Annotated in this window: 18 protein-coding genes and 1 CRISPR repeat array; of the genes, 12 read left to right on the top strand and 6 right to left on the bottom strand. The window is 52.3% G+C overall.

Going from position 1 to position 26,999, the window contains the following annotated elements:
- The first annotated feature begins 4 nt into the window (after nt 1–4).
- Both FD38_RS09945 and FD38_RS09940 read left to right on the top strand, forming a co-directional pair.
- Nucleotides 5–1,198, top strand: a complete 1,194-nt coding sequence (locus FD38_RS09945; RefSeq protein ID WP_057733786.1) for a cation:proton antiporter — start codon at nt 5–7, stop codon at nt 1,196–1,198.
- 219 nt (nt 1,199–1,417) lie between these two features.
- Complete coding sequence (locus tag FD38_RS09940) at nt 1,418–1,597, top strand: hypothetical protein (protein WP_057733784.1); 180 nt, start codon at nt 1,418–1,420, stop codon at nt 1,595–1,597.
- 117 nt (nt 1,598–1,714) lie between these two features.
- Here FD38_RS09940 and FD38_RS09935 read toward each other — a convergent pair whose 3' ends face one another.
- Complete coding sequence (locus FD38_RS09935) at nt 1,715–4,435, bottom strand: YfhO family protein (RefSeq protein ID WP_057733782.1); 2,721 nt, start codon at nt 4,433–4,435, stop codon at nt 1,715–1,717.
- Nucleotides 4,436–5,338: 903 nt separating this feature from the next.
- On the opposite strand from FD38_RS09935, the gene FD38_RS09930 reads away from it, so the two are divergent.
- The 5 genes from FD38_RS09930 (at nt 5,339) to FD38_RS09905 (ending at nt 12,804) form a co-directional block, all read left to right on the top strand.
- Nucleotides 5,339–6,031, top strand: a complete 693-nt coding sequence (locus tag FD38_RS09930) for a response regulator transcription factor (RefSeq protein WP_057733781.1) — start codon at nt 5,339–5,341, stop codon at nt 6,029–6,031.
- The gene (locus FD38_RS09925) at nt 6,021–7,331 is read left to right on the top strand and encodes a sensor histidine kinase (RefSeq protein ID WP_057733779.1); all 1,311 of its coding nucleotides are present in this window, start codon (nt 6,021–6,023) and stop codon (nt 7,329–7,331) included. The genes FD38_RS09930 and FD38_RS09925 overlap by 11 nt, the downstream gene beginning before the upstream one ends.
- Nucleotides 7,332–7,456: 125 nt before the next feature.
- Nucleotides 7,457–8,422 (top strand): LacI family DNA-binding transcriptional regulator, encoded by a 966-nt coding sequence (locus tag FD38_RS09920; RefSeq protein WP_057733777.1) that lies wholly within the window; start codon nt 7,457–7,459, stop codon nt 8,420–8,422.
- Nucleotides 8,423–9,032: 610 nt separating this feature from the next.
- A complete protein-coding gene (locus FD38_RS09910; protein ID WP_057733774.1) occupies nt 9,033–10,403 on the top strand; it encodes an SLC45 family MFS transporter in 1,371 nt (456 codons plus the stop codon).
- A 127-nt stretch (nt 10,404–10,530) separates the two neighbouring features.
- Nucleotides 10,531–12,804, top strand: a complete 2,274-nt coding sequence (locus tag FD38_RS09905) for a glycoside hydrolase family 65 protein (RefSeq protein WP_057733772.1) — start codon at nt 10,531–10,533, stop codon at nt 12,802–12,804.
- 58 nt (nt 12,805–12,862) lie between these two features.
- Here FD38_RS09905 and FD38_RS09900 read toward each other — a convergent pair whose 3' ends face one another.
- From FD38_RS09900 to FD38_RS09890, 3 genes are all read right to left on the bottom strand, one after another.
- The gene (locus FD38_RS09900) at nt 12,863–13,375 is read right to left on the bottom strand and encodes a hypothetical protein (RefSeq protein WP_057733770.1); all 513 of its coding nucleotides are present in this window, start codon (nt 13,373–13,375) and stop codon (nt 12,863–12,865) included.
- A gap of 237 nt (nt 13,376–13,612) precedes the next feature.
- Entirely contained in the window at nt 13,613–13,882 is a 270-nt protein-coding gene (gene rpsN / locus FD38_RS09895; RefSeq protein WP_057733768.1) for a 30S ribosomal protein S14, read from the bottom strand.
- A gap of 128 nt (nt 13,883–14,010) precedes the next feature.
- Nucleotides 14,011–15,042: an aldose epimerase family protein gene (locus tag FD38_RS09890; RefSeq protein WP_057733765.1), complete on the bottom strand. Its 1,032-nt coding sequence runs from the start codon at nt 15,040–15,042 to the stop codon at nt 14,011–14,013.
- 291 nt (nt 15,043–15,333) lie between these two features.
- Between FD38_RS09890 and FD38_RS09885 the strand changes: the two genes are divergently transcribed.
- Complete coding sequence (locus FD38_RS09885) at nt 15,334–16,149, top strand: alpha/beta hydrolase (protein WP_057733763.1); 816 nt, start codon at nt 15,334–15,336, stop codon at nt 16,147–16,149.
- 36 nt (nt 16,150–16,185) lie between these two features.
- On the opposite strand, the gene FD38_RS09880 is transcribed toward FD38_RS09885, so the two are convergent.
- Entirely contained in the window at nt 16,186–17,004 is an 819-nt protein-coding gene (locus FD38_RS09880) for a Cof-type HAD-IIB family hydrolase (RefSeq protein WP_057733761.1), read from the bottom strand.
- Between the two features lie 254 nt (nt 17,005–17,258).
- Here FD38_RS09880 and FD38_RS09875 point away from each other — a divergent pair, with 254 nt between their 5' ends.
- From FD38_RS09875 to FD38_RS09865, 3 genes are all read left to right on the top strand, one after another.
- Nucleotides 17,259–17,642: a MarR family winged helix-turn-helix transcriptional regulator gene (locus tag FD38_RS09875; RefSeq protein ID WP_057733759.1), complete on the top strand. Its 384-nt coding sequence runs from the start codon at nt 17,259–17,261 to the stop codon at nt 17,640–17,642.
- A 167-nt stretch (nt 17,643–17,809) separates the two neighbouring features.
- Entirely contained in the window at nt 17,810–19,639 is a 1,830-nt protein-coding gene (locus FD38_RS09870) for a GW dipeptide domain-containing protein (RefSeq protein ID WP_057733757.1), read from the top strand.
- A gap of 298 nt (nt 19,640–19,937) precedes the next feature.
- A CRISPR array of direct repeats spans nt 19,938–22,285; the repeat unit is 28 nt; unit sequence GTATTCCCCACATGTGTGGGGGTGATTC.
- Nucleotides 22,286–22,780: 495 nt separating this feature from the next.
- Nucleotides 22,781–23,209, top strand: coding sequence for a Spx/MgsR family RNA polymerase-binding regulatory protein (locus tag FD38_RS09865; RefSeq protein ID WP_057733755.1), 429 nt, complete (start codon nt 22,781–22,783; stop codon nt 23,207–23,209).
- 55 nt (nt 23,210–23,264) lie between these two features.
- Here the strand turns inward: FD38_RS09865 and FD38_RS09860 are convergent, their stop codons facing one another.
- Nucleotides 23,265–24,038, bottom strand: coding sequence for a C40 family peptidase (locus FD38_RS09860; protein ID WP_057733754.1), 774 nt, complete (start codon nt 24,036–24,038; stop codon nt 23,265–23,267).
- A 487-nt stretch (nt 24,039–24,525) separates the two neighbouring features.
- Between FD38_RS09860 and FD38_RS09855 the strand changes: the two genes are divergently transcribed.
- A complete protein-coding gene (locus FD38_RS09855; RefSeq protein ID WP_057733752.1) occupies nt 24,526–26,970 on the top strand; it encodes a MucBP domain-containing protein in 2,445 nt (814 codons plus the stop codon).
- The last annotated feature ends 29 nt before the right edge of the window (nt 26,971–26,999 follow it).

Here is a 26,999-nt window from a genome sequence, read left to right as displayed (position 1 = left end):
CAATATGGAACTATTAGGAAATTTAACCTTGATTTTACTGGCAACCACCATTGTCGGACACTTTAGTACGCGCATTGGGATTCCAGCAGTGATTGGCCAATTATTAGTGGGCATCGTCTTGGGGCCGGCCATGTTGGGCTGGTTACACCTGACGCACAACTTAGAGGGCTTCGCCGAAATCGGGGTCATCGTCTTGATGTTTATCGCGGGACTGGAAAGTGACCTGCAGCTGTTGAAACGCTATCTGAAGCCCAGTGTGTTCGTTGCCATTTTAGGCGTCATCGTCCCGGTCTTGGGAACGTTTTGGGTCGCGGAATTGTACCATTTACCGTTGACGGAAAGCCTTTTTCTGGGCGTAATTTTTGCGGCTACGTCGGTGTCCATCTCGGTGGAAGTTTTAAAGGAAATGAACGCGCTGAATAGCCGGGAGGGGACCACCATTTTGGGGGCCGCCGTGGTCGACGACGTGTTGGCCGTAATCATCTTGAGTGTGTTGGTCTCGACCACCGGCACCGCGGTCGGCGGGCACACCTCCGGTAACTTGCTGGTGACCACGCTGATGCAGGTCGTGTACTTCGCGGCCATCTACTTCGTGGTCAAGTGGCTGGCACCGTACATGGCCAAGATGGGTAAACGCCTGATGATTCCGATGGGCGAGACCCTGATGGCCATCATCCTGTGTTTTGGGATGGCCTACGTGGCCGAATTGGTGGGTCTAAGCGACGTGGTGGGGGCCTTCTTCGCCGGAATCGCCATCTCCCAAACGTCCGTGAAATCGACGGTCGACCGGCACATCGAACCGGTGGGCTACGCGGTGTTTATCCCCGTCTTCTTCGTCAGCATCGGCTTGAACATGGACTTTAACGGGCTGGGGAAGCAACTCGGCTTTATCCTGGTCCTGACGGTCGTGGCCGTGGTCTCCAAGCTGGTCGGGGCCGGTGGGGGCGCCAAGTTGGCCGGTTTTTCGTGGCTCAGTTCCACGGCGGTCGGGGCCGGAATGGTCTCGCGGGGCGAAATGGCGTTGATCATTGCCCAGATCGGGTACCAGGCCAAGCTGATGTCACCGGTCCGCTATTCGGCCATCGTGGCGGCCATCATCCTGGCCACGTTGGTCGCCCCGTTCCTGTTACGGTTGACCATGAACCAAGTTACCAAGGGCCAAAAGGATCGCTCGAAGGTCCGGCCATTAAACGATTAGGAATTGACCGGGGTCTCGCCAGTGCGCGGGGCCTTTTTTCGTTGGCCGCGAAAAGTTGGGGTGGCCGTGTCGTGAGCCACCAGTCTGGCGGGCAGAAGTGGTAGAATAAGCCTGTCAATGATGTTGACCATTAAGCGGGGAACTAGTGGCCGACGACTCACCCGCACCAGTGGCGGAATCGTGGGGCGTTGGCCGAAAGGGGAAGTAGGGGAACGCGTTATGCGAGTGAGTTTTAACCATAAATTTTACCGGAATTGGCCCTTCTGGGTCGGCATCGCCTTGCTGGTTGGGGATGGCTGCTTACGGCTCTTCGCGGGTCTGTTGAGTGACCCGCTGGGGGTCATGATTGGCCTGATGTGGGTGGCTATCGGCCTGTTTTACCCGCTGGGGCGACCTTAAAAAACCTCACCCGTCACGTTGGAAACAACGTTGCGGGTGAGGCTTTTTTTATTGGATTTGCTAGTTAATCAGTAAATTTTGAACCGTTAATGTGCAGCCCAGAAGCGCCGGGTCCCATCAATCTTTAGGCTTGGCGTGCCGGGCTTCCAATGGCCGCAGCCATTCCGACATGAACCAAAGAACGAAGAAGAGGGCCAGACTAGCCAGACTGATCAGCGCCCCCAGTTTCAAACCAGGCGTCTGGTACGTCAGGGTGACCTTGTTTTCACCCCGTTGAAGCGGAATCCCAATCATGCCCGGATAGTTTTTGATGACCGGTACCAGGGATTTGGCGTGCATCGCGGATTGAATCTTCACCGGTTTGCCGTTGACCTTGGCCGTCCAACCGGGCGTCATCGGAATCGGAACGTAAAGTAATTGGCGTTTAGCAGTCCCCGTGACGGTCCCGGAGATCCAGGAGACGCCGCTGGTTGGGCCTAACTTGAAGCGTTGTTGGGCCAATTTTTTAGTGAATTTTCGGTAAACGGCTTGGTTGAGCGACGCAAACTGGTTTTGTTGTGGGGCCCGCGGGTCATCGGTGACGTAACTGATCTTCAGCACGGTGCCCTTGGTGCGTTGCCCGAAGTTCATGATATACCGATACCCGTCGGCGTTGGTCAGGGGCTTAGCCTTCTGACCGTTGACCTTCAGGCTGGAGTACACGATGTTATCGGCTGGTGAATACCCGTGGAGCAGGCCCGTGGCGTTGACGCGCAGGGTGATGGTCTGCAAGTAGTAGTCGCCGGCCGGCTTTGCCTTAGTCCCATCGGGGATGCTAGCGGCATCGGCTTTGGTGGCCCGCCGTTGGGTGGTGTTGAGGATCGAAGCGGCCGCCAGGGTATTGGCCGGTGCGCCCAAAGCATCCAGGACCTTCCGCTGGTTGTTTAAGGCGTCTTGGTCGTAAAGCTGGACCCGGCCCAACCGTTCCGGCACGGCGAACCCGAAGCCCGCGTAAGTGGTCAGCGGCGTGATTGGCGGCGTTTTGTAGGAATTGAGCCGGTATTTGACGCCCAGCAGGGTATCCGTGACGTGGGTGTAGCCTTGCGGGCTGATTCGCCGCACGTTAGGACTCAGGTAGCCCAAATCGTGTTGGAAGACCCGCGCCTGTTCCTCCAGCGTTGACGAGTAGGAGCTGATCCCGTTGTAGTTAAACAGTAGGGGATCATTGTAGTGGTTATAAGCGCCTTTATAGGCCTCGCTAATGGTCGAATGCAAGAATTCGACCCGGTGTAAATTGGGTTTGGGCTTCGTAGCGCCGACCTGTTTAAGCAAGCCGGTATCGGCCCGGTAAGCCTTGGTGAAGGCGGTCTGGGACCCGAAGCCGATGCCCCGGGTGCCGACCAGGAAGCTTCCGCCTAATTCGGCAAAGATGATCACCGCCATCAGGCCGATTCGCACGGGCCGCCATTCACTAATGAACAGCAACATGGTGTTGAGGAGCAGCAGGCCCAACGCTAGCCAGAGCAGGTGGAAGGCCGGTTGACTATGGAAGTACAACGAATTGTTATAGGTGGGTTCCATTTTATAGTAAAGCTTGGGTAAAATCTTGACGGCCACGAACCCGATGGTCAGTAACCCCGCGCCCCAGACCAACGCCAGGACCTTTTGCGGGTCGTTCATGGTCTGGGCGGGATGGGTCTGCCAGGCCCGGTAGGCCGTGACGATCGCCAGAAACGTGAAGAAGTAGACGTTACGAAACGGGAAACCGGCGGGTTGTTGGAACATGTGCCAAGCGGTGTTGAGTACCGTGATCAGTAGGCCGAGTCCCATGGCCAGTAACAACCACATCGTTCGTTTCTTCTCCACCGCCAGGATACGTGGCGACACGAAGTAGACGATCAGTAGCAGGAACATTAGCGTCCCCATGAAGACCGATGGCGTGTGGTACAGGTGTCCGCTGTAGGTGCTGCCGGCCGGGCCAAATTGCGCTAAGACTTCCGGCCCAAAGAGCGGCGACAGGGCGTAGTTTTGGGTGATGACGCTGTTCTTGCCCGTCAATAACATTCCCAGAGCGGTGGGCAGTAAAACGATTGTAGTCATCCCACCGGCTAGCACGGACCCAATCATAAATTGGCGAATGGCCGGCCAATGCATTTGCCAGACCGTCTTGAACGGCGTGGGCGTCGTTTGATGTTCGATGATTAGGTACACGAAGTACAAGACCGAGAACAGGCAGGTCATGTAGCCCATATAATAGTTCGACAGGATGGTGATGGTCAAACTGACCGTGTACAGGCCGAAGTGGTGATGGTGGACCAGTCGGTGCAGCCCCAACGCCACGATGGGCAACCAAATTAGGGCGTCCAGCCACATCATGTCATAGAAGTACATGGTGACGAAGCCACACAGGCTAAAGGCCGTCGAGAAGAGTAACAGCGACCAACCCGTCTTGAGAAATGCGTGGCGCAGGAAGACGGCCATGGAAAAGCCAATCGTACTGATTTTTAAGATGATGATCCAGGTCAAAGCCGTGGTGATTTTCGCGGCTGGAAACAAAAAGATTAATAAGTTGAACGGACTAATCACGTAGTACGTCAATAGTGGTATCAGGCCACTACCGGTCCCTAGAGACAGGGAGAACAGGTGGAAGTGGCCGCTCAAAATGGTTGTGCGCAGGTATTCCAAGATGGGCACGTACTGGGCGCCCATGTCGCTGAATAACAGATTGCGCTGGCCAAACGGCGTGATCTTGAGGTGCCAAAAGACCAAGACCATGATGGCGAACGGAATCAAAAAAGCTCCCCCATATACCCAGCGGCTGACTCTCAGCGCCGTAAGGGTATCTCGATGCTGTTTCATTACAACCCCTCCGTAGTTAGCAAATAATAGGCGTTAAATTCTAAACTCGTGGCCTAGTTGCGCTCAAAAAGCAGGTAAGTGTTGGTCGCCCTCACGACGCAACGGTCATTACGTGACGAATCAGAGTAAATGCAACGGGTTCCACAGGTCGTTGTCTGTTTACTATCTAGGATAACACGTCACTAACGTTGCACAAAGTTTACCCCTCTTTTTGGGTAGGGGGCTGAACAATGTCCGAATCTTCACGGAAACTTAGCGCTTTGACAACAAAATTAACTTAAGGTGCCGTTATTCTTAATCAGATAGACTATAATTTTAAATGACTAGCCGGTTCAGCGATTAAACTAGCGGAAACGTAAACCTAGTGTCGCACAACCGCCATGGCGCCGGGGAAGGAACGCAGAAATGACCGCTGACGGGAACCGTTCGGTGCATTGAATCGAAGCGGGTCCCGGGCAATTAGCGTGAGAAATGCCCCCAAACCGGGGAAGCGCGCAACGCTAACGCCGCTAGTCGCGAAAAAAGTCAATATAAAGGAAATATTTATACGTTGGGTTAGAGTTGATGTTTCCGGGATATACAATGGTAGTTTGAAATAACGATGGTATGAATTGCTAAACATGATTTGGTGATTGCCTAAAAAACATTAAAGTTGCTATGATGACCAGTGTAAGCTGGAGGGCCAGTCAGAAATGGGCTCAGGGGGGAAATGGGCTAGTGTTGGCCGGTGTTTCTTGCCGGCCTAGACAAAGGTCGGTCTTCAAGACCCGGTTTTGGGGGCTTGAAGCCGTGCCCACCCCGTTCCAGCCCGTTTCTGACTGGCCCGGAGGCGCATAGATAAGCCTATTAAGGCAACCCTTAACCCAACACCTAATTGTTGAATTATTAAAGGAGGAATGTCTGGTGAGTGCAACAGCCCAAGTATTAGTCGTGGAAGATGAACGGGAATTAGCCGCGGACATCGTCGAATTGATCAAGCCGATTTGTGAACCGACGGTGGCCTATGACGGTGAGCAGGGAGAATTTCTAGCCAGCCAAGGCGTCTTTGATGCCATCATTTTGGATCTGATGTTGCCGGGAGAAAGCGGGTTGGATCTCCTAATGCACATCCGGAGCCAGGGGGTGTCGACCCCGGTCTTGATTCTGACGGCCAAGGACACGATTGCCGATAAGCTGCGCGGATTCAACGACGGGGCCGACGATTACGTGACCAAGCCGTTCCACCGCGAGGAACTCCTGGCCCGGATGAAGGCGTTATTGAAGCGTACCGGCCATTTGAACAGCAGTGATGTTATTCGGTTAGGCCAACTGGAAATCAACACCAGCAAGCATTTAGCGACCTTTAACGGTGGCCCGTTGACGCTGAAGGGGCGGGAGTTTGATTTACTGGCCTATTTGGCGGCCAATCCGGGAACCATCATCACCAAGGAACAGATTTTTAACCGTCTCTGGGGCTTCGATTCCGAGACCAGCCTGTCCGTGGTGGAAGTCTATATGAGTAATCTCCGTAAGGAATTGAAGCGCGCGGGTAGCGACCTGTCCGTGCGGACCATTCGTAACGCCGGGTACATTGTGGAGGCCCCCGATGAGCAATAAAGTTAACCGCGCGCAACGTCGGCGGTTATTTCTCAGTAATTTGATCGGTTTTTCGTTGATCTTTATCCTCTTAGGGGTAATCGTCTTCGTCCTGTTCAGTCGGGCCATGCTGACCAGTACCGACCAGGCGTTGCGTGTTGAAGAGTCGGCCCGCCTGCAAGGCCCGCCGAAGCCGTTTCAGCGCAAAACTAAGTTTCAGGGAAACGTCCAGAACCAACACCCGTTCATGACCACCACGCTGGTGTATGATCAAAAGGGCAAGATTACCAATAAACTGCAGCTGGGGTCGCGGTACGACACGCTGAAGAACATTAAGTTACACCGTTCGCAAGTGGGGCAACTCAAGACCATTAAGGTCAACGGCAAGTATAATTTCCGAACCCTATTGATTAAGGCACCTAAGACCACCAACGATAAATCGGTGGCGGGCAAGTACCTGTTGATCATGGAGAACATCGACCCCCAAAAGGCAGCCATGCGCAACTTTACCCGGGTCATGTTGATCACCATGGGAATTTTCTGGCTGTTGTCGATTCTGATGAGCGTCTGGATGTCGCGGCTGACCATGCGGCCGATTTTAAAGTCGTGGGGTCGGCAGACCGAATTCGTGGGCAACGCCGCGCACGAATTACGGACGCCACTGACCATCATCCAAAACAAGCTCGAATTTCTGCTGACCAAGCCTAACGATAAGATCATCGACCAGGCGGCCAACATCGCGATTGCCAATAGCGAAAGTCAGCGCCTGCAGAAGCTGACTCACGACCTATTAGCGTTGGCGCGTTCGGATTCCAACACCATCCAAACGAACTTCGAAGCGACCGCGGTCGCCGCTTTCTTGCAGCACACGGTGGAACCCTACACCGAAATCGCGGCCAGTCAGGGGAAACAGTTAGTCTTGGCACCGGTGCCCGCCTTTAAGGCCGTGCTGGACCAGGACCTGATTCACCAATTGATGAATATCCTGATCGATAACGCCCTCAAGTATTCGCCGCAGGGCAGTACCATTACCGTGACGGCTCAACCGCTGGGCCGCAAGTGGCAACTGATCGTGGCCGACCAAGGCATCGGGGTGACGGGCAGAGACCGCGCCCGCATTTTCGACCGGTTCTACCGGGTCGACACCTCCCGTTCGCGTCAGACTGGGGGCAACGGGTTGGGACTGTCTATCGCCCACTGGATCGTGGACCTGCATCACGGCACCATCGCGGTTCGGGACAACCACCCCAAGGGCAGCCAATTTGTGACCACGTTACCGGTGAACCCGCCGAAAAACGGGCACCACGAAACGAAAAAGTAACCCCAGGCTCAGCCATTAACAGCTGAGCCTTTTTTGGTCGAGAACAGTTTGCAGAAATATTTTAATATGGTAAGCTTTGTTCATTAAGTCTAAACGAAATTGGTACAGGTATAAGGAGCACACACATGTTAACTATCCGTGATATTGCCGCTAAGGCCGGGGTCTCAGTCTCGACCGCGTCACGCGCGCTAAATAACAATCCACGAATCAGTCAGGCGACCCGGGATCGGATTCAAAAATTGGCCGCCGCTGAGGGCTATTTACCTAATTACAACGCTAAAAATTTAACGGCGGGCGAAGCCAACGCGGTGGGGGTCGTCTTCCCCAACACGGAACGGGTCCTGTCCGAAAATCCCTTCTATATTGATCTGTTACGGGGAATCAACGCCCAATTGGTCCAGCGCCACTACGTGCTATCGGTCGCCATCAGTTCCACGGCCGAAGAATTGCTGGCGAACGTGAAATCGATGGTCGCTCAGGGGAAAATCAAACGGTTCATCCTGTTTTACGCGCACCAAGATGACCCGATTGCCGATTATCTGCGGCAACAGCACTTGCGGTTCGTCACGATCGGGCAACCCGACCAACACCACAACGACTTCTTTGTCGACAACGACAATTTGCAGGCCGGGATTGGCGGGGCGACCTTCCTGTTCGACCAATTGCACGTCAAGCATCCAGTCTTTGTCGAGTCGGGGCACCACTGGGCCTACGAGCAGCAGCGACAAGAGGGTTACGACCGCGTGGCGGCGCGCTTCAACGTCGAGCCGTTGGTCTGCAAGCTGGGGGATGCGACCCGGGTGCGGGCGTTTATCGACCAGCATCCGGAAATCGACGGCATCATGGCGACCGACGACTTTAACGGTATCGAATTTTACCGGTTATTCCGCGAGAAATACGGGGTCAGCAAGTTCCCCGTGGTGAGTTTTAACCATTCGTTACCGGAGGGGCTAACGGACGCGGATTTACATTCGGTCGATTTATTCCCAGAAAAGATGGGCTCGGCGGCCGCGAAGTTATTGTTCAGTGACCGAGAACCGATCGACACCCCAACGCCGGGACAGATCCGGATTCCGTATGCTATAAATTAGAGTGCGTCAGGGACGGTTAGCCCACGAGCATTAACGTCGCTAGGGTGAAAATCCCGGTCTTGGATTTTTATCCTAGCGGGGTTAAGCGGAGTGGGCTGTCCCTGAAAGCACGTTTCGGCAAGTGTGGCAGTGGGGCGCGGAACCCGTTGCCCCCTGAAAGCCCGATTCGGTGGCCAGTACCTAGCGGGGTTAAGCGGAGTGGGCTGTCCCTGAAAGCACGTTTCGGCAAGTGTGGCGGTAGGGTGCGGAACCCGTTGCTCCAGTAAGTCTGCTGCGGTAACGAGCAGCTGATGATACTGCCTAACCCCCAAAATTGGTTTGAACCATTGTTGCATACTGTGTCCCCCGTCAAGGTTAAGCCTAAAAAAATTTAATCCTAGAAAACCACCAGCTCGATTTTGGCTCACGCCTACCGGACTGGTGGTTTTAATTGTCAGCCCACCCAATTAACAATTGGAATGGTCCAAAGTTTTAATAAAAAAGTTTGCGCAAACGGTTGCATTAAAATGAAAGCGGTGCCATAATAACTTATGTAATCGGTTGCGCTTGATACGGCACAACGTTTTAGCAATTATTTAAGGTTAAAGTTGGTTTAAGGAGGTTTTGTGTCATGGCAGATGTTGTCTCTAAAGATACGACCACGGTCGATAATCCCAAAACGGGGTTACCAAACTTATCAGCCAGCACCATTTGGATGATTAACTTTGGTTTCCTGGGGGTTCAAACGGCCTTTACGTTACAAAGTTCGCAAATGAGTCGGATTTTCCAAACCATTGGGGCCGACCCCAACAGTTTAGGGTGGTTCTTCATTTTACCACCACTGGCTGGGTTGATCGTCCAACCCATCGTCGGTTATTATTCCGATAGAACCTGGGCACCGAGATTAGGTGGCCGGCGGTTGCCTTACTTAGCATTAGGAACCATCGTGGCGGTCATCGTCATGTGTCTGTTACCGAACTCCGGTAGTATGGGCTTCGGGTACGCGTCACTCGCCGCGTTACTTTTCGGGGCCATCACCGTGGCCTTCCTGGACTTGTCATCGAACATTGCGATGCAACCGTTCAAGATGATGGTCGGGGACATGGTCAATGATGATCAGAAGAGTTATGCTTACGGGATTCAAAGTTTCTTATCGAACACCGGGGCCGTTTTAGCCGCCATCTTACCGTTCTTGTTCGCCTACTTCGGCTTGAAGAACGTGGCCGTTAAAGGGGTCGTGCCCGACACCGTGAAGGTTGCCTTCTACGTCGGCGCCATCTTATTGGTCATCACGAGTCTGTTCACCATCTTCCGGGTTCACGAATACGATCCCGAAACGTACGCCAAGTACCATGGTATCAGTAAGGAAGATAACACGACCGGTGGGAACTGGTGGACGTTACTGAAGTCCGCACCGAAGGTCTTCTGGACCGTTACCTTAGTTCAATTCTTCTGCTGGGTCGCCTTCCAGTACCTCTGGACTTACTCCGCTGGGGCCATTGCCTCCAACGTTTGGAACACCACCAACGCCGCTTCCGCTGGCTACCAAGCTGCCGGGAACTGGTACGGGGTCTTAGCCGCCGTGCAATCCATTGCCGCCGTGGTTTGGTCCTACGTCTTAGCTAAGTTGCCAAACAGCGTCCACAAGTTGGGCTACGCCGGTAGTTTAGGCTTAGGGGCCGTTGGGTTTATCTCCGTGTTCTTCATCCACAACCAATACGCTTTGATCGTTTCCTTCATCTTAGTCGGAATTGCTTGGGCTGCGATGAACACGTACCCACTGACCATGGTCACCAACGCCTTATCTGGAGCCCACATGGGGACTTACTTAGGCTTGTTCAACGGCTCGATTTGCTTACCACAAATCGTAGCTTCACTGGCCAGCTTCGCACTGTTCCCATTATTGGGTGGTGCCCAAGCCAACATGTTCTTGTTAGCCGGTATCATCATGGCGATCGGGGCATTATCCGTCTTCACCATCAAGGAAACTTACAAGGCTTAATCATTTAAACGTTAACTCGCTAATCCACAACGCTGATATTTGGGTCGTTGTGGATTAGTCATTCAAATCCGCATAAAATTTTGAACAACGATTGACGGAACTATCCATAGAAAGGGAGTTTTCAACGATGAAACGTATCTTCGATGTGCAACCTTGGAACGTCGTGACCCACACCTTTGACCCTAAAGATAAGCGGCTCCAAGAATCCATGACCAGCTTAGGGAACGGCTACATGGGCATGCGCGGTGACTTTGAAGAAGGTTACAGCGGCGATTCACTGCAAGGCATTTACTTGGGTGGGGTCTGGTACCCCGATAAGACCCGGGTCGGCTGGTGGAAGAACGGTTACCCGAAGTACTTCGGGAAGGTGGTCAACGCCGTCAACTTCATCAAATTACCGATTGAAATCAACGGTCAACGCGTCGACTTAGCCAAGGACCAGATCAGTGACTTTACCCTGGACCTCGACTTACACACGGCCGTTTTGACCCGGTCGTTCACGCTGAAGCGCGGGGACGTCAAGGTCGCCTTGACCTTCGAACGCTTCTTGAGTGTGGCCCAAAAGGAACTCTCCGTTCAAAAAGTCACGGTCAAGAACTTAAGCGCAACGAACGTGGACGTGAAGTTACTGCCCGCCATCGACGCCGACGTGATGAACGAAGAAGCTAACTACGACGAACGGTTCTGGGACGTCCTGGCGACGGACCAACAAGCCGACCGCGGGAGTGTGATTGCTAAGACCACGCCGAACCCGTTTGGCACGCCCCAATTTACCTCTGGTATGGAAATGCGGATGGTCAGCGACTTAGACAACGTGGCCATCGACCAACCGAACGACAAGGAAGTGGCCACGGCCTACCAAGGCACGTTGGCACCCCAAACGGCGACGACCTTAGAAAAGCGGGTCATCGTGGTCACGTCGCGTGACTACAAGACCCAAGCTGACCTCACCACGGCTATGCACCAACTGAGTGATCAGGTCGCTAAGGAAAGCTACGCCGACTTATTGGCCGCCCACACCCAAGTCTGGGCTCAACGGTGGGAAAAGTCCGACGTTGAAATCATCGGCGACGACGAATCGCAACAGGGGATTCGGTTTAACCTGTTCCAGTTGTTCTCGACCTACTACGGTGAAGATTCACGCTTGAACATTGGCCCGAAAGGCTTTACCGGTGAAAAGTACGGTGGCGCCACTTACTGGGACACCGAAGCCTTTGCCTTCCCAGTCTACCTGGGAATCACGGATCCTAAGGTCACCCGCAACCTGTTGATGTACCGCTACAATCAATTACCGGGTGCTTACATCAACGCCAAGGAACAGGGCTTAAAGGGTGCGTTGTTCCCAATGGTGACCTTTGACGGGATCGAATGCCACAACGAATGGGAAATCACGTTTGAAGAAATTCACCGTAACGGGGACATCGCGTTTGCGATTTACAACTACACCCGTTACACCGGTGACGACTCCTATGTCCTGCATCAAGGGGCCAAGGTCTTAACTGAGATTTCCCGTTTCTGGGCCGACCGGGTCCACTTCAGCAAGCGTAATAACCAGTACATGATCCACGGGGTCACCGGGGCCGACGAGTACGAAAACAACGTCGACAACAACTGGGACACCAACATGCTGGCACAATGGACGTTGAAGTACACGTTGGAAATCCTGGGTAAGGTGGACGCCGACGTGGCAAAACGCCTCGACGTATCTGACGATGAAAAGGCCCACTGGCAAGATATCGTGGACCGGATGTACCTGCCATACGACAAGGACTTGAACATCTTCGTCCAACACGACGGGTTCTTGGACAAAGATATCGAACCGGTCAGCGCCATTCCTGCCGACCAACGCCCAATCAACCAACACTGGTCTTGGGACAAGATCCTGCGTTCACCGTACATCAAGCAAGGGGACGTCTTACAAGGAATCTGGGACTTCATCGACGACTACACGCCGGAACAGAAGAAGGCTAACTTTGACTTCTACGAACCCCTGACGGTGCACGAATCCAGTCTTTCACCGGCCATTCACTCGGTCTTAGCGGCGGACTTACACTACGAAGACAAGGCCGTAGAGCTTTACGAACGCACGGCCCGGTTGGACCTGGACAACTACAACAATGACACGACCGACGGACTGCACATTACGGCCATGACGGGTGGTTGGATTGCCGTGGTTCAAGGCTTTGCCGGCATGCGGGTTCGCAACGGTCAGTTGCACTACGCGCCATTCTTACCGAAGAAGTGGAACAGCTTCTCCTTCCGGCAGGTCTTCCGGGGCCGCCTGATCGAAGTCATCGTCGACCAAGCTGGCGCACACTTCAAGTTATTGAGTGGCGACCCACTGGACATCGACGTGGCAGGCAAGACGGTTTCGTTACAGCCAGACACGGTGGTTGAATAGACATTAATTAAAAAAATCGACTGACTCTCCAGTGAGGGGGTCAGTCGATTTTTTGTGGTTAAACGGGCGTATACGGATTGTCCGTACCCGAGTCGTCTGTGTCGTCCGCGTTGTCAGTCGTTGGGCCGGAATCCGGGGCCGGCGTTGGCTCGCTGAACGGCATGGGTTCGCGTTCGTGGTCTTTTTGTTGGACCAGCGTCGACGTTTGGTTCCAGAAGAGGGGCCATTCGCCGGCGAGGGTCAGACTTTCGAGCTCGAGTTGCCCGGCAATCAAGATTTGTTGGGTAATCTGGGTGTGGTAGTCCGCCACTAAATTTTGAATAATGGTCGCGTTGTGGGCTAAATCGGCACTACCCAGCGCGGAGAGGTCCGCTTGGTGGTCGCGCCGTAATTGTTTTTCGAGGTCGCGTAAGCGCCGTTCGATGTTGCGTTTAAATTTAGGTTGGTTTTGCGCATCGTAAGCTACCGCGGGGGTGATGCCCACGAAAACGGCTTCGAGGCGGGGGTAGTTATCGTCAAACGAGTTGGCTTGTAAGACGTCAAATTCCCACCCAATGGATTCAACTGGCATAGGGAATCTCCTTTGAGAAAATAGTCTAGTGTCCAGTCTACGAAAGGCGGGGGAGCCTGTCAAACGAAAAAGGTCCCGCCACAAGGACGAGACCAGGTTAGGTTTGGGTTAGGTGGGGGAGAGACTCCCCGGGTGATGACCGCGCGACAACACCGGGCAACGGTCCATCACCGAATCGACGCGTCTGGGTGAGATACCGGCGAGACGCGTCAATTGTGAATCAGCTAGCTGGGGTCATTACCAGCTAGCCTTCTTGACGCCAGGGATTTGGCCCTTGTGCGCTAAGTCGCGGAAGTTTAACCGGGATAACCCGAATTTCCGCATGTAGGCGTGAGGCCGACCATCTAAATGATCGCGGTGGTGCATCCGCACTGGGGAAGCATCCCGGGGTAAGAGGGCCAGTCCGGCGTAATCGCCCGCTGCCTTCAATTCCGCACGCTTAGTCGCGTATTTGGCGACCGTGGCCTCGATTTTCTTTTCCTTTGCAATCTTAGACTTTTTTGCCATGCGTAAAGCTCCTTTCAAATAAATGATAATTATTACGCTTTACCAGATTACCATGGGGGGTATTTTCTGTCAACTTTTACGCCATTATAAAACGCCACCAAAAAGCGGTGGCGTCGCAAGAGGGGACTTTAGTAAGTTAAATCGTAGGACACGTGGTAGGTCTGGGTCTTGCCGGCGGGCAAGGTGATGTCCCCAAACCCATCGTGATTCATGGAATCCGGCAGATTTTGAGGTTCGAGGGCGACCCCCATGTAAGGTTGGCCGTCACCGGTGGTTAACTTCAACGATTTGTCGAAGGAGTTGGCCGTGAAGACCACTAAGGCGTTCCGGTCGGACTTCATGGTGACGGAGCGCTTGGACTTCGGATCGCTCAATTTGGCGATGGTGCCGTCTGCGGCTGGGTCCAAGTGGAAGACGTCGTCAAAGCCTTTTTCGGGGATGCCTTGTAAGGCGTCGATGGCTTCACCTAAGTTTTGGCCCTTGGAGAAGTCGTATGGCGTGTCGGCCACTGGAATCATCTTCCCGGTTGGTAACTTCTCGTCGTTTAAGTCGAGGTGTTCGTGACTGTTGACCTGGAGCGTTTCGCCAACGATCAATGGGTCGTCACTCAAGTTGAAGTACAGGTGAGACGTTGGGTTGAACAAGGTCGTAGCCGTTGCGGTCCCTTCGAAGGTCAACGTGACTTGGTCGTGGTTGTCCAGCGTCCAGATGATCTTAGCGGTCAAATCACCGGGGTAGGAGTCGTCGGTGCTCTTGAACGTGTGGGTCAGGATGATTTTGGCGATATCCGGGTTACTATCGTCGATGGTCCCGTCCCAGTTGACGGTGTTAAAGCCGTTAGGGCCACCGTGCAGGGTGTTTTTCCCTTCGTTGGTGGCCAGGTGGTAGGTCTGCCCGTCAACGGTCACGGTGCCCCGGGTAATCCGGCCACCGGTCCGGCCGATGCCCATGCAAACGTAGAACGGATTGTCGAGATAATTAGTCATTTTATGGTAAGATAACACCATGTTATGTTCACCATGGTTACCAGGGACCATGAGCTTGTGAAGCGTAGCCCCCCAGCTTAAAACACCTAATTTAACACCATTGTCATTTTCAATTTCGTATTGGGTGACGGGTTGGTTTTGGTAAGTGTCCCATTTCGTTGCTGTCGTTTGCATAAGCCGTTCCTCGATTCTTTTATAATTAGTTCAATAAAGCGTTTTCATTATAATATCTATTTTATTTTTTGTCCGGATAATTGTCAAATTGTTTTCGGCCCTATTTCGGCACTTAAGCGGGGTTGAACGAATCCTAGTTCTTGATATAATAGGATTTTGATTGATTATAAATTTATACAGATAAATTATTGACGACCAGACTTTTCGCAGCATAAATATTCAAATAACGAAATTTACCTTGTGCACAATCTAAAAAACTGGCATAATGGATTAGTTTAGGAGGGGTACGGTATGGAAAATAAATGGCGTTGGTTACCGGTAGTCCTGGGAGGTGGCTGGTTAGGCTATCACTGGCTCAGTCGGCGTACCGGGCGTCCGCTGCCTAAAGCGGCTCGGCCCGACAGTCAAGCTACCCCAACGCCAACCGTATTTATTCCGGGATGGGGCGGTAACGCGTGGACCTATAACGGGATGCTGCGATGGTTTGCCCGTCAGGGGTACGCCGCCAAGGTACTCACGGTGCGCGTTGATTACCGGAATCACCTGCATTTTCGGGGAACTTGGACCGGCCAAGCGGACAATCCGACGATCCAAGTGCTCTTTGACCGTAACCTCACGTTAGACTATCGCCAACAAACGCGCTGGGTCACGCAGATTCTGCGCGCGTTGCACCGTCGCTACGGGGTGACCAGCTACAACGCGGTCGCCCATTCCTGGGGCGGCAGTGCGATGGTCCAAAGCTTGGTCCAGGATGGGGCCGACCCGTCGCTGCCCCGCTTGCGCCGGCTAATTTTGCTGGGGACGCCGGTCGATGAAAGTCAGACCGACCAACCGGACCCCGCTTACCAACGCCTCCTCACGTTACGGCAGAATTTGTGGGCCAACGCGGGCGCCGAAATCCATAACGTGTACGGTCGCTTGGCGGGACACGCCACGGACGGGCAAGTCCCCGTCTGGCAGGCCACGGCGCTCCGGGAAGTGGTCGCGCAAAGCCCGATTCACTATACCGAACACCCGATTCCGGGCTTAGGCCACGGGCGCTTACACTCCGCGTTAAAAATGTGGCAGTTGATTGCGCAACTCCTTTGGGTTAAAAAGGACGATTAACCAAGTTGGTTAATCGTCCGGTGGGTTTAGCTAATTTTAAACCTTTTGGTCTAGAATGGCGTCGATGACGTTGAGCACGCCGTCGTGGTCGTTATCCGTGGGGGTAATCAGGTTAGCGACCTGTTTGACGGTGTCCGTCCCGTTGCACATCGCCACCCCGAAACCCACGTGGCGTAACATTTCCAAGTCGTTATCGTTGTCCCCAAAGGCGGCAATTTCGCTGGGGGCGATGTTCCAGGCTTGGGCGAGCTGAGTGACACCGATGGCCTTGTTCATGTGGGGCGCGATGATGTCGATACTCCCGAAGCCACTGGCGGCCGCGTGAATCTGGTGCGGGAACTTCGCGTTGAGTTTCGCCGCGAGGGACTGAATCGTCTGGTTGGGCCACTCCCCGTTGATCTTGTAGATGGTGTCGTCCACGGCGGTCAGGTCGTCGACCAAGACCACGTTGTTGAAGTAGTAAGCTTGCGAGGCCGGGTCGTTCGAGTGATCGGCGCGGTTGATGTAGGTGCCATGTTGCCCCGACAGGCGTAAAACTTGGGGCCGGATGGTGTCGTCGGCTAAAATCGCGGCGACGACTTCGCGGACCACGGGGAGGGGAATCGTGGTTTGAAACAGTGTCTGACCGTGATCCACAATCAGGCTCCCGTTTTCCGCCACGAAGGTCTGGACGGCGGGCGTCGGGGCGAAGACCTGGTGTAAGTGCCCCAGGTGGTTGCCACTGGCGACGACAAAGCGAATATCCGCGGCCTGCAACCGTTGTAGTTGCTGAGCAAACCGGTCGTGATCGTATTGTCGTTGCTGGTTCAAGAAGGTGCCATCGACGTCCGTTGCAATCATTTTGATTTTTGTCATAGGGGACTCCTTAGTTGGTTAGAATTTACTAGTTTCATCATACGAAGTTTACAGACAGATTTCAACGACGCAGAAATCGTTAAATCCCCGTTAAATTCGGACGAATGACTAGTGTTTCCATTCGCAATGCTATAAACTATTAATCAAACGGTAACATAAATGCTGAAAATAACGGTTATAATGAATGATTAGTGGGTCACAATAGTAACATCTTAAGAGCTGAAACAACATATTTGAAAGGAAGAATAGTATCTATGACGCAAACGAACGAGCTGAGTCAATCTTTAGAATGGTTTTCCCAATTACAAAAAATTATGCGGCCGGTAACGACCATCAAAACTGACGAAATTACGATTTCTTTGGAACAATTCAACTTGTTGCACGCCATCACGGATCAACGGGACGACTTCACGCCAACGAAATTTGCCAACCAAATCGGGGTGTCTAAATCCATGATTTCGGGCCAAATCTCGCGGTTACTGCGGGCGGGCCTGATCGAAAGTATTGCCTCCAAGGTTGACCGGCGGCAACACAACCTGAAGCTGACCCCGGAAGGCGTCAAGGTTTACACGCAAGTTCGCGGCCAAGTGGTCGATCGCTTGAACCAACTGCACGACGACATTTCCAAGATGATGTAGTCGGACGATTAAACTAGTTAACTTAATAGACAACAATTGATTAAAGGCCTCTCCTTCGCCAAAATCTTTCAATCGTGTAACAATTGGGTTAAGTTGACCCAACGCTTTCTTGTCTTAGTTATAATGAAAGTGTTGAAAGATTTTTGGAAATGAATGGAGGGGCTTTTTTGAAATTGAGGGGTAAGCAATATCTGCTTGCAGCCGTTACATTGGGGGTAACGCTGCTGGGATTTACCGCTGGTGGTGCCAATCTCACACCGTCAACGACGGTCGTTGCGCACGCGGCAACGACAATTAACGCAGTTCACCAAGGCATGACCGGTGACGCTAAGACCGTTAACAATGATGCATTTCAAGCGATGATCGATAAGTTTAACAATAGCGACGGCGTGACGGTGCACGTACCGAAGGGGACCTACGTCTTTAACGCGGGTCACGTGGTGCTGCACAGTAATATCACGTTTAACTTTGACAAGGGGGCGGTGTTCCGGATTACCAACGGGCAACGGTTGAACATTGCCTACCCGAGTCCGCAAGCCGGTTATGATGGCGGAATTTCCAACGTTACTTGGAACGGTGCCACGTTCCAGGGGGACAACACGGCGGCCGGTCAAAGTGTCTTCGTGCAAAGTATTCATCACGCCCAAGACGTAACGTTCAACAACTGTGTCTTCGATAACGCCGAATCACCAACCGGACACTACATCGATATTGATGGGAGCCACGACGTTACCGTCAAGAACTCGGTCTTTACCGGGTTCAACGGATCGATGGACTACAAGGAAGCCATTCAGGTCGACTATTCGAACAAGAAGGCCATGTCCTACAAGCTGGCTGGCGACCAGTACGATAATCTGCCATCCTATAACGTGACGGTGGATCATAACCAATTCCTGCCGGTTTCGCGGAAGTCGGGCCAGGTCCAATCCTACGCGCCAAACCCAATCGGGGAACACGCGGTTTACAACAAGGGCCAAGCCGGAATCATCCACAACGTCTACTTTACCAATAACACGGTGGTTGATCCCAAGCCGTTACTCGATGACGGGGTCGCCACGATTCACTTTAAGTGTGTCTCGGACCTCTACATCACGGGGAACAAATTTATCAACCAACACGTGCTGGGTTCCGGAAACTACATTTACCTGTACAACTCGCAACCTAACTACCAGATGTCGAACCTGAACATCACCAACAACACCTTCACCAACGTTAACCCAACTAAACAGTACGTTTACTTGGATAGCGGGACCACGGATAACCCGATGACTGATGTGACGATCAAGAACAACAACGTCACGACGCAAAAGAAGGGTGTGCCGTTCGTCCAAAGTAACTTCCCACTGACGGGGAGCGGAAATGGTATCCAGATTAGCAACAACAAGATCAAGGTTGCTAAGCCGGTAGCCACGACGGTTGCCACGCCAACCATCACGCAAACGACGGTCAAGCCGAACAAGAAGGGTCAAAAGCTCAAGAAACGGCCGCAGACCAACAAGAAGGAAACTTACGTGAGTGGGCTGAGCACGCAACACGCGCAGTTGAAGAGTAACTACAAGACTTATTCGTTATACAACCACATTCGCGGTCACAAAAACTGGAACATCATGAAGTATGACTGGAAGAAGTTGAAGAACAAGCGGGTTTACCTGGATATGCGGGCAACGGCCGACAGCGGTCAGTGGTACCGGATTCGGTTGTCCAAGAACGCCACCACGAAGTACTGGATCCGTAAGGGTGCCTTACAATTCGATAAGATTACCATCAGCGAATACAGTAAGGAATTAACCTTGATGAAGATCTACCCGGTTTACAACAACGTCTTTAACGATTCGGCCTTAGCCAAGCAAAAGGGCACCACGGCCGACATCAGTGACCGGCGGGTAACCATCACCCACCGGGCCTACCGGATCGATTCCAACGGTCACCAGACGGTTTATTACCAGATGGAAAACGGACTGTGGACGCGGGCCAGTGCGTTTGATTTGAATAGCTAATATAAAGCGATTGAGCCGCTATAAACTGCGACTCTAAATCATGATTAGGTGTCGTTGGTGTTGAGCCAGCGACACCTTTTTGTCGTGGTGATTAGGATTAAAAAATAGGCTAAGTGGCTGGGCGCTTGATGGTCAAAATTAATGCGACTTAAACCGAGATTATGCTGTAGATGGATTTATTGAAATCGTTAACAACTATTGATAAAATAAGTACCGGAATCATATATATTAAAAGCAAGTTAATGAAAATACGTAACTAGTTCGTTTTCAAATGGCTTGATGCCGGGATTTGTTTAGTGTATTCCCCACATGTGTGGGGGTGATTCTATTTCGCTGGTTTGGCCCCGTGTTGGTTCTCGGTATTCCCCACATGTGTGGGGGTGATTCCGTGCTGAATTGGTGGCTAGATCCACGTATTTTGTATTCCCCACATGTGTGGGGGTGATTCTGCTCTTGGCGTTTCTGTAGATTACTTGTTGGGGTATTCCCCACATGTGTGGGGGTGATTCCCGTTTCAATGGCCTTGATTAAGGCCTCTCCCTGTATTCCCCACATGTGTGGGGGTGATTCTAAACAACTCATGCAACACGTCCTGGTCAGCCCGTATTCCCCACATGTGTGGGGGTGATTCTAGGTCAGTTGGCTGTGCGTTAGTGACGCTGAAGTATTCCCCACATGTGTGGGGGTGATTCTAAGATGCTCATCTTTAAGCCTTTGAAGATAATGTATTCCCCACATGTGTGGGGGTGATTCTCAAACCCCTAAGTGGGCGAACGACAAGGATTCGTATTCCCCACATGTGTGGGGGTGATTCTAACTGTACAAAAAAAGAGCCACCCACCTCGGTGTATTCCCCACATGTGTGGGGGTGATTCCGCTGGTAGTAGTCTTGGTAAAGTCGCTTGGTAGTATTCCCCACATGTGTGGGGGTGATTCCATGAGTCGTATACATCGGTTTGCCAGTATCTGGTATTCCCCACATGTGTGGGGGTGATTCTTTATTGGCTTTGACGTCCGCCATGTCCTTCATGTATTCCCCACATGTGTGGGGGTGATTCTGAAGGCGTCAAAAAGCAGCTAGTAGAATTGAAGTATTCCCCACATGTGTGGGGGTGATTCCGAATTAGCAATCGTTTCACCTTCTATCAAAGTGTATTCCCCACATGTGTGGGGGTGATTCTTTATCGGGACATGAATAAGTCGCATTGGCGGCGTATTCCCCACATGTGTGGGGGTGATTCTGATGTGGTTTCGCGCAATCGGCTGTATGGCATGTATTCCCCACATGTGTGGGGGTGATTCTAATGATGACGAAATCCTCGATATGCGAAATGTGTATTCCCCACATGTGTGGGGGTGATTCCTTTCTGTCATGATTTTTGTAAATCGACTTGGAGTATTCCCCACATGTGTGGGGGTGATTCCGGCTTATACCCACTAGATTGAATTTTCTCACCGTATTCCCCACATGTGTGGGGGTGATTCTTCGAAATGTTGATGGCATCGCGCCCCGAAATCGTATTCCCCACATGTGTGGGGGTGATTCCAGAAGCAATTATGGGTGAATTTGGTGCGAAAGGTATTCCCCACATGTGTGGGGGTGATTCTCACCCCGCCGAACGCCAAGGTAACTATTGAACGTATTCCCCACATGTGTGGGGGTGATTCTAATACATCACTTTAGGTGATATTTCAATCACTGTATTCCCCACATGTGTGGGGGTGATTCCAGAATGCTGTGAAGCGCGTGTGCCAGTCCAACGTATTCCCCACATGTGTGGGGGTGATTCTAATTAACCTCTCTTTATTAGGATTGATAGAAGGTATTCCCCACATGTGTGGGGGTGATTCCCGTTGATATGACGGGCAGGGCCTTTTTGCATTGTATTCCCCACATGTGTGGGGGTGATTCTAAATTCCGGCGTAAGAGTTCCGGCGGCCAAGGGTATTCCCCACATGTGTGGGGGTGATTCTAGGAGGAAACATTATGAATTTTGGTAAAGCGCGTATTCCCCACATGTGTGGGGGTGATTCCCGGGGACTACACGGCAGTCAGCCACGGGGTGTGTATTCCCCACATGTGTGGGGGTGATTCCTCCAAGACCAGTACACCACGGTAAAGGGTTTGGTATTCCCCACATGTGTGGGGGTGATTCTCGCCACGGTGAGCAATTGCGGAGTACCTTCTCGGTATTCCCCACATGTGTGGGGGTGATTCTACCGAATCACGCAGCTCGCCGCAGCGGTCACGGTATTCCCCACATGTGTGGGGGTGATTCTCTTTGCCACTGATCAGAATGGCAAGGAAATCTGTATTCCCCACATGTGTGGGGGTGATTCCGACTTTTGAATAATTACTTCTCTCATGATAGCGTATTCCCCACATGTGTGGGGGTGATTCCGGATTCGCTGATTATAGACCCGCTTCATTGTCGTATTCCCCACATGTGTGGGGGTGATTCCCAAATGCAAAGCTTCCCATTAACCACGCTAAAGTATTCCCCACATGTGTGGGGGTGATTCTGGCAACTTCCGGTTCTCCCGGAACTTCACCAAGTATTCCCCACATGTGTGGGGGTGATTCCTCCGACCACCGGCTAGCCGGCAACGTATACTTTGTATTCCCCACATGTGTGGGGGCCTTAATTGAAAAAATGGCTTCTTGTCAATCGGTGTTGATGAGGACTATTATGAGGATCCAATTCATTTACGAATTGGATTTTTTTGACTTTGATTTTAACGGCGTTCTCCTCAAGATTTGATTCTTTGGTCCCAACTTGATATTGATCAATTTTAAACCGGGGTTTTACCGGTATACTAGGTTTTGTCACCACGGCGGAAACGAAGGGGTGAGGCAAGTCATTGGCGGACTGGCTTTCAATTGAGCGCATCTTCAAGAAAACTTCACGTTTCCGGCAAAAAGTCCTCTGATTCGCCTGCTAAAGTGGGGGTATAGCCTTGAGAAACCCGATTTTTTCAATTAAAAATTGAGAAAAGGTTAAAAGGTCAGTAAGTTAAGACTAATGGGTTTCATCATTGCCGATTGTGGTGTACAATTATTAACATAAATTAGCACTCAAACAGAAGAGTGCTAAAATCTCAGGTACCTCATCGACAAGCACATCATTGGAGGGCGATTCTATGATTAAAATGTACTTTCACGCTAAAACAACCGCTGTCACGAAAGCAATGAAGTGGCTAGCAAATCACGATGCCATCTTTACGGCACGGGACATTAAAAAACAACCTTTAACCCGGGATGAAATCCTGTACATGTTATCGTTAACGGAAGACGGCACGGACGACTTGATTTCAACCCGTTCTAAAGCCTACAAGGCCTTACCGAATTCGGTCCAAGACATGGGGATGAACGAATTGGTCGAATTATTACAGACCAATCCCGGCATCTTAAAGAATCCAATCGTGGTGGACCGCAACAAGTTAGCCACCGGTTTCGATCTGGAAACCATTCGGGAATTTGTGCCGGCCTCATACCGGAAGAAGGAATTGGCTAATTTCTTCAAGATTTTAAACGGGACCAAGAAGTCTCTGAACGTTTCACCAGCATAGAATAGAACGAAAAAGCGGTCACCTATTGCGGGTGACCGCCTTTTTGTGAATCCGATTAACTTAATGTGGCGGGCCGAGCGTAACCGACTGTGTGCCACCAGGAAACGTTGGTAGCTTCGGTGACGACGCCGCGGAGTTGCGCGTCGATCATCTTGTGGTTCCCCAGGTAGATGCCACAGTGGGTGATGTTACTGGTGCTGGTCCCAAAGAAAATCAAGTCGCCGGGTTTGGCGTTGCTGGCGCTAACGTGGTCGTAAGCGTTGTATTGGGCTTGGGCCGTCCGGGGCAACGTTTGGCCGATGGCTTGTTTGAAGACGTACTTGGTAAAGCCGGAACAGTCAAAGGAGCTTGGGCCGTTACCACCGTAAACGTAAGGCTTCCCCAGTTGGGCTTGGGCGGCTTTCAAGACCGATGCGTAAGTCCCGGTCCCTTTGGTGGAAGTGGTCGAGGTGGTGTGGCTGTAGCTCTTCTTTTGAAGGTAGCCGTGCCAGATCCAACCGGATGCGGTCTTCTTGCCGTTAGTCACGTAATAGTAGAGGTACTTCACGCCGTTTTTCTTGGTGATGTACCGTTTCTGTGTGGCGTGCCAGGTGGTGTTAGGGTAATTTTTTAGGTAGTGGGTCTTTTTGCCGAAGGTCATGTTGCTGGCCGTGCCCCCCAGGTTGTAGGTCCAGCCGGTCGCGCTCTTGCGAACGTACTGGGTATCGGGCATGCTGCTGGTGCTGTTAATGGTGTTCGTGGTGTTGGCCGAAGCCGTGGTGGTGAGGCCCCAGACGGGTAAGAATGCCGCAGCGGCGGCCACCGTTAGACTGAGCTGTTTGATTTTCAAAATTATCCATCCCTCGTATGTAAAAGTTTAGTGTTTTGGTTGAGTACACTCTCTAAGATAGTCCAGCGGTTTTACAGCCGAGTTGCGGTCAAATATCATTGCGGTTACGCTTTGATGCGGGGCCGTCATATTTTAAGCTGACGTTAAGCTGTGAAAAATTAGGCAGGGTGGGCAAACAACTTGGTGGGTCCGAACAACCCCAATTTCTGAAGGTATCGTTTTCATAATTGCCATCATAATCCCCGCGAATTGCATAAATTTACGGAATATACAACTAAATTAAAAGTGGGCATAACGTTGATTCTTCTGGGAAATAGCCCCTAATCAGCGGTTGCCCACTTTTTTAATATGCAGAATTTAGTGAGAATTTGGCGGGGAAAGCATGGACGCTGGTGGAGCCTGAATGCTAGAGTATTAGCTATCTTTTATTAGAGCTATTCGCAAATTATGACAAAATCAAACGCATTCAGATACAGGGGGAGTCAACATGACACACGTAACGAAACGGTCGACCACGCGCTGGTGGTCCCAAAGCCTGACGGTCGTGAGCTTGACCGCGGTCTGCTTAACTGGGGGCCCGCTGACGGCGGTGGCCGGCACCACGACCACGACGGACCGGGCGGCAACTACTACGACCAAGTCCAAGCCTAAAGCCGACGAATCTATCGATAGTTGGATGCCAAACAAGCGGCTGCAAGAGACCGTGCTGAAGGATTTAAAGGACGACAATCCGAATAAGGAGTGGCAGAGCGTCAGTGAGATCACCAAGGACGACATGCAACTCTTGAAGAGTTTACACGATACCCAGCACGTTTACATTGACGGGAAAACGGAATATTCACTGGAGGGCCTGCAGTACGCGACGAACCTGGAACGGTTGACCTTGGGCGGCGACTTGAACTATCACCCGGTCCGGCTGAACGCCGACATCGTGGACGTCACGCCGTTAAAGGATTTGCAGAGCTTAAAAGTGCTGAACCTGCAATATAACCGGTTGAAGGACGTTTCCCCGTTGGCGGGGCTCAAGAACGTTACCCAGATGTCATTGGGCTGGAACTACATCGAAGACTTTTCGATGTTGCCAATTAGCCAGTACGAGCAATTTACCTACACCGATCAGTTCATCGAACGGCCGACCGTCAACATTAGCGCCAAGTCCCGTTCGGCTCACCTGAAAGTGGCGTTGAAGTTTAAATCCAGTACGCCGGTCGAATTGGAGGCGCCCAGTAGTTACGCCCGGTTATCGGATTGGACGCCCGATGATAAGATTTTTCGGTCGTACTACTTTAACGGGGGAACGGGAACCCCGGACGGTCAGGGGGGCTTGAAGTTTACCGATATTGTGGACCAGGAACCCGGCCCGACCGAGTTGCCCGGTCAAAACGTGACGCCGTTACCGGATAAGTTTTACCTGTTAGGGAAGGATAAGGACGGCATCTTCAAGGTCGCCCAACCCTATAAATTGGCGGCCGAAGCCAAGCCGGTGACGGTCAAGTACCAGGACCAGGACGGAAAATCCCTGCACGATGACATCGTGCTTGAAGGGGTCGTGGGGGATCATTACATCACGGAACAACTGGAACTTCCCGGCCACACCATTAAGGAAGTTAAGGGCGCCGCGCAGGGCGAATTTAGCGACCAAGCCCAGACGGTGACTTACGTGTACACCAAGGACCCGGTCAAGGCCCAGGCGGTCACGGTCAAGTATCAGGATGAAAACGGCAAGAGTCTGCGAGACGACATCGTCTTGAACGGGAACGTGGGGGACGATTACACCACGGAACGTTTGACGCTGCCGGGGTACACGTTTAAAGAGATCAAGGGTGAGCCGCAAGGGAAACTCGGCGACCAGGCCCAGACGGTGACCTACGTGTATACCAAGGACCGCGAGGCCGGCAAACCCATCACGGTGAAATACGTCTCGACCACCGGTGAAGAAATTGCGCCGGACGTGACCTTGAACGGCGACACCGGTGCCCCGTACGAGGCCGAACGGTTGGATATTCCGGGGTACGAATGGACTAAGGCGGAAGGCGACGAGAAGGGGACGTTTGGCGACCAAGCCCACACCATCACCATGATTTATACGCCAATCGAAGGTGACGGTGGTAGTGGCAACGGTTCGGACGGGGGCGACAACGGAGGAAATTCTAGTTCTTCTAGTAGTTCCAGCACCGATTCGAGTTCTGACTCAAGTTCGGACGCCAGCTCAGATTCTAGCTCCAATTCCAGTTCTAGCACGGACTCCAGTTCCAGCACCGATTCGAATTCCAGTTCGGACTCCAGCTCAAATTCAAGTTCCAACTCGAGTTCCAGTTCAAACTCAAGTTCTAACCCGGATTCCAGTTCGAGTTCCAGCTCGAGTTCCAGTTCAAACTCAAGTTCTAACTCGGATTCCAGTTCGAGTTCCAGCTCCAATTCCAGTTCTAGTTCGAGTTCAACGCCAAGCACGCCCACGCCACCGACTAATCCTGGTTTAGGGACCGACTCGGGAAGCGACTCGAGTTCTGGTTCCAGTTCTAGTTCCAGTTCTAGTTCAGACACTAGCTCGAGTTCTAGCTCCAGTTCCAGTTCCAGTTCTTCCACCGGTTCTGGTTCTAGTTCGCATACTGATTCGGGTTCCGACCAGCCCACAGCGCCCGTAACCGACGAGCAGGACGACGATGTCACGGGTGGTCCGGGGACGATTGGTCCGGCCGGCCCGTTTGAAGGCGGTTTGGATTCGAATCAACCCGGCGGTTCGACGGGGGGCACCAGTTCGTTTGAAAACGACCTGACGCCAACCGTTTTTCCGACGCAGGGTACAACCACGATTGATGGAGATCTGCCGCAGACCAACGAGCAACGCGGGCGCCTCGGCGCTTGGTTGGGGGCCGCGCTCCTGGCTACGGTGGGGTTGACTTGGTTTAGTCGCCGCTCGCGGCAAAAATAAATTGTAAATTTGAGGGCCAATTTGGGATA

The organism is Levilactobacillus zymae DSM 19395, from assembly GCF_001434115.1.
GTDB lineage: Bacteria > Bacillota > Bacilli > Lactobacillales > Lactobacillaceae > Levilactobacillus > Levilactobacillus zymae.
Note: the sequence above shows the minus strand (reverse complement) of the source record. Positions and strands in the feature narration are given on the sequence as shown.

What these genes read in the sequence shown, in the direction of transcription:
- FD38_RS09900 (WP_057733770.1), bottom strand. Translation starts at nt 13,375, where the DNA reads ATGCCAGTTGAATCCATTGGGTGGGAATTTGACGTCTTACAAGCCAAC.
- FD38_RS09945 (WP_057733786.1), top strand. Translation starts at nt 5, where the DNA reads ATGGAACTATTAGGAAATTTAACCTTGATTTTACTGGCAACCACCATT.
- FD38_RS09905 (WP_057733772.1), top strand. Translation starts at nt 10,531, where the DNA reads ATGAAACGTATCTTCGATGTGCAACCTTGGAACGTCGTGACCCACACC.
- FD38_RS09855 (WP_057733752.1), top strand. Translation starts at nt 24,526, where the DNA reads ATGACACACGTAACGAAACGGTCGACCACGCGCTGGTGGTCCCAAAGC.
- FD38_RS09935 (WP_057733782.1), bottom strand. Translation starts at nt 4,435, where the DNA reads ATGAAACAGCATCGAGATACCCTTACGGCGCTGAGAGTCAGCCGCTGG.
- FD38_RS09875 (WP_057733759.1), top strand. Translation starts at nt 17,259, where the DNA reads ATGACGCAAACGAACGAGCTGAGTCAATCTTTAGAATGGTTTTCCCAA.
- FD38_RS09910 (WP_057733774.1), top strand. Translation starts at nt 9,033, where the DNA reads ATGGCAGATGTTGTCTCTAAAGATACGACCACGGTCGATAATCCCAAA.
- FD38_RS09940 (WP_057733784.1), top strand. Translation starts at nt 1,418, where the DNA reads ATGCGAGTGAGTTTTAACCATAAATTTTACCGGAATTGGCCCTTCTGG.
- FD38_RS09880 (WP_057733761.1), bottom strand. Translation starts at nt 17,004, where the DNA reads ATGACAAAAATCAAAATGATTGCAACGGACGTCGATGGCACCTTCTTG.
- FD38_RS09865 (WP_057733755.1), top strand. Translation starts at nt 22,781, where the DNA reads ATGATTAAAATGTACTTTCACGCTAAAACAACCGCTGTCACGAAAGCA.
- rpsN (WP_057733768.1), bottom strand. Translation starts at nt 13,882, where the DNA reads ATGGCAAAAAAGTCTAAGATTGCAAAGGAAAAGAAAATCGAGGCCACG.
- FD38_RS09920 (WP_057733777.1), top strand. Translation starts at nt 7,457, where the DNA reads ATGTTAACTATCCGTGATATTGCCGCTAAGGCCGGGGTCTCAGTCTCG.
- FD38_RS09885 (WP_057733763.1), top strand. Translation starts at nt 15,334, where the DNA reads ATGGAAAATAAATGGCGTTGGTTACCGGTAGTCCTGGGAGGTGGCTGG.
- FD38_RS09925 (WP_057733779.1), top strand. Translation starts at nt 6,021, where the DNA reads ATGAGCAATAAAGTTAACCGCGCGCAACGTCGGCGGTTATTTCTCAGT.
- FD38_RS09890 (WP_057733765.1), bottom strand. Translation starts at nt 15,042, where the DNA reads ATGCAAACGACAGCAACGAAATGGGACACTTACCAAAACCAACCCGTC.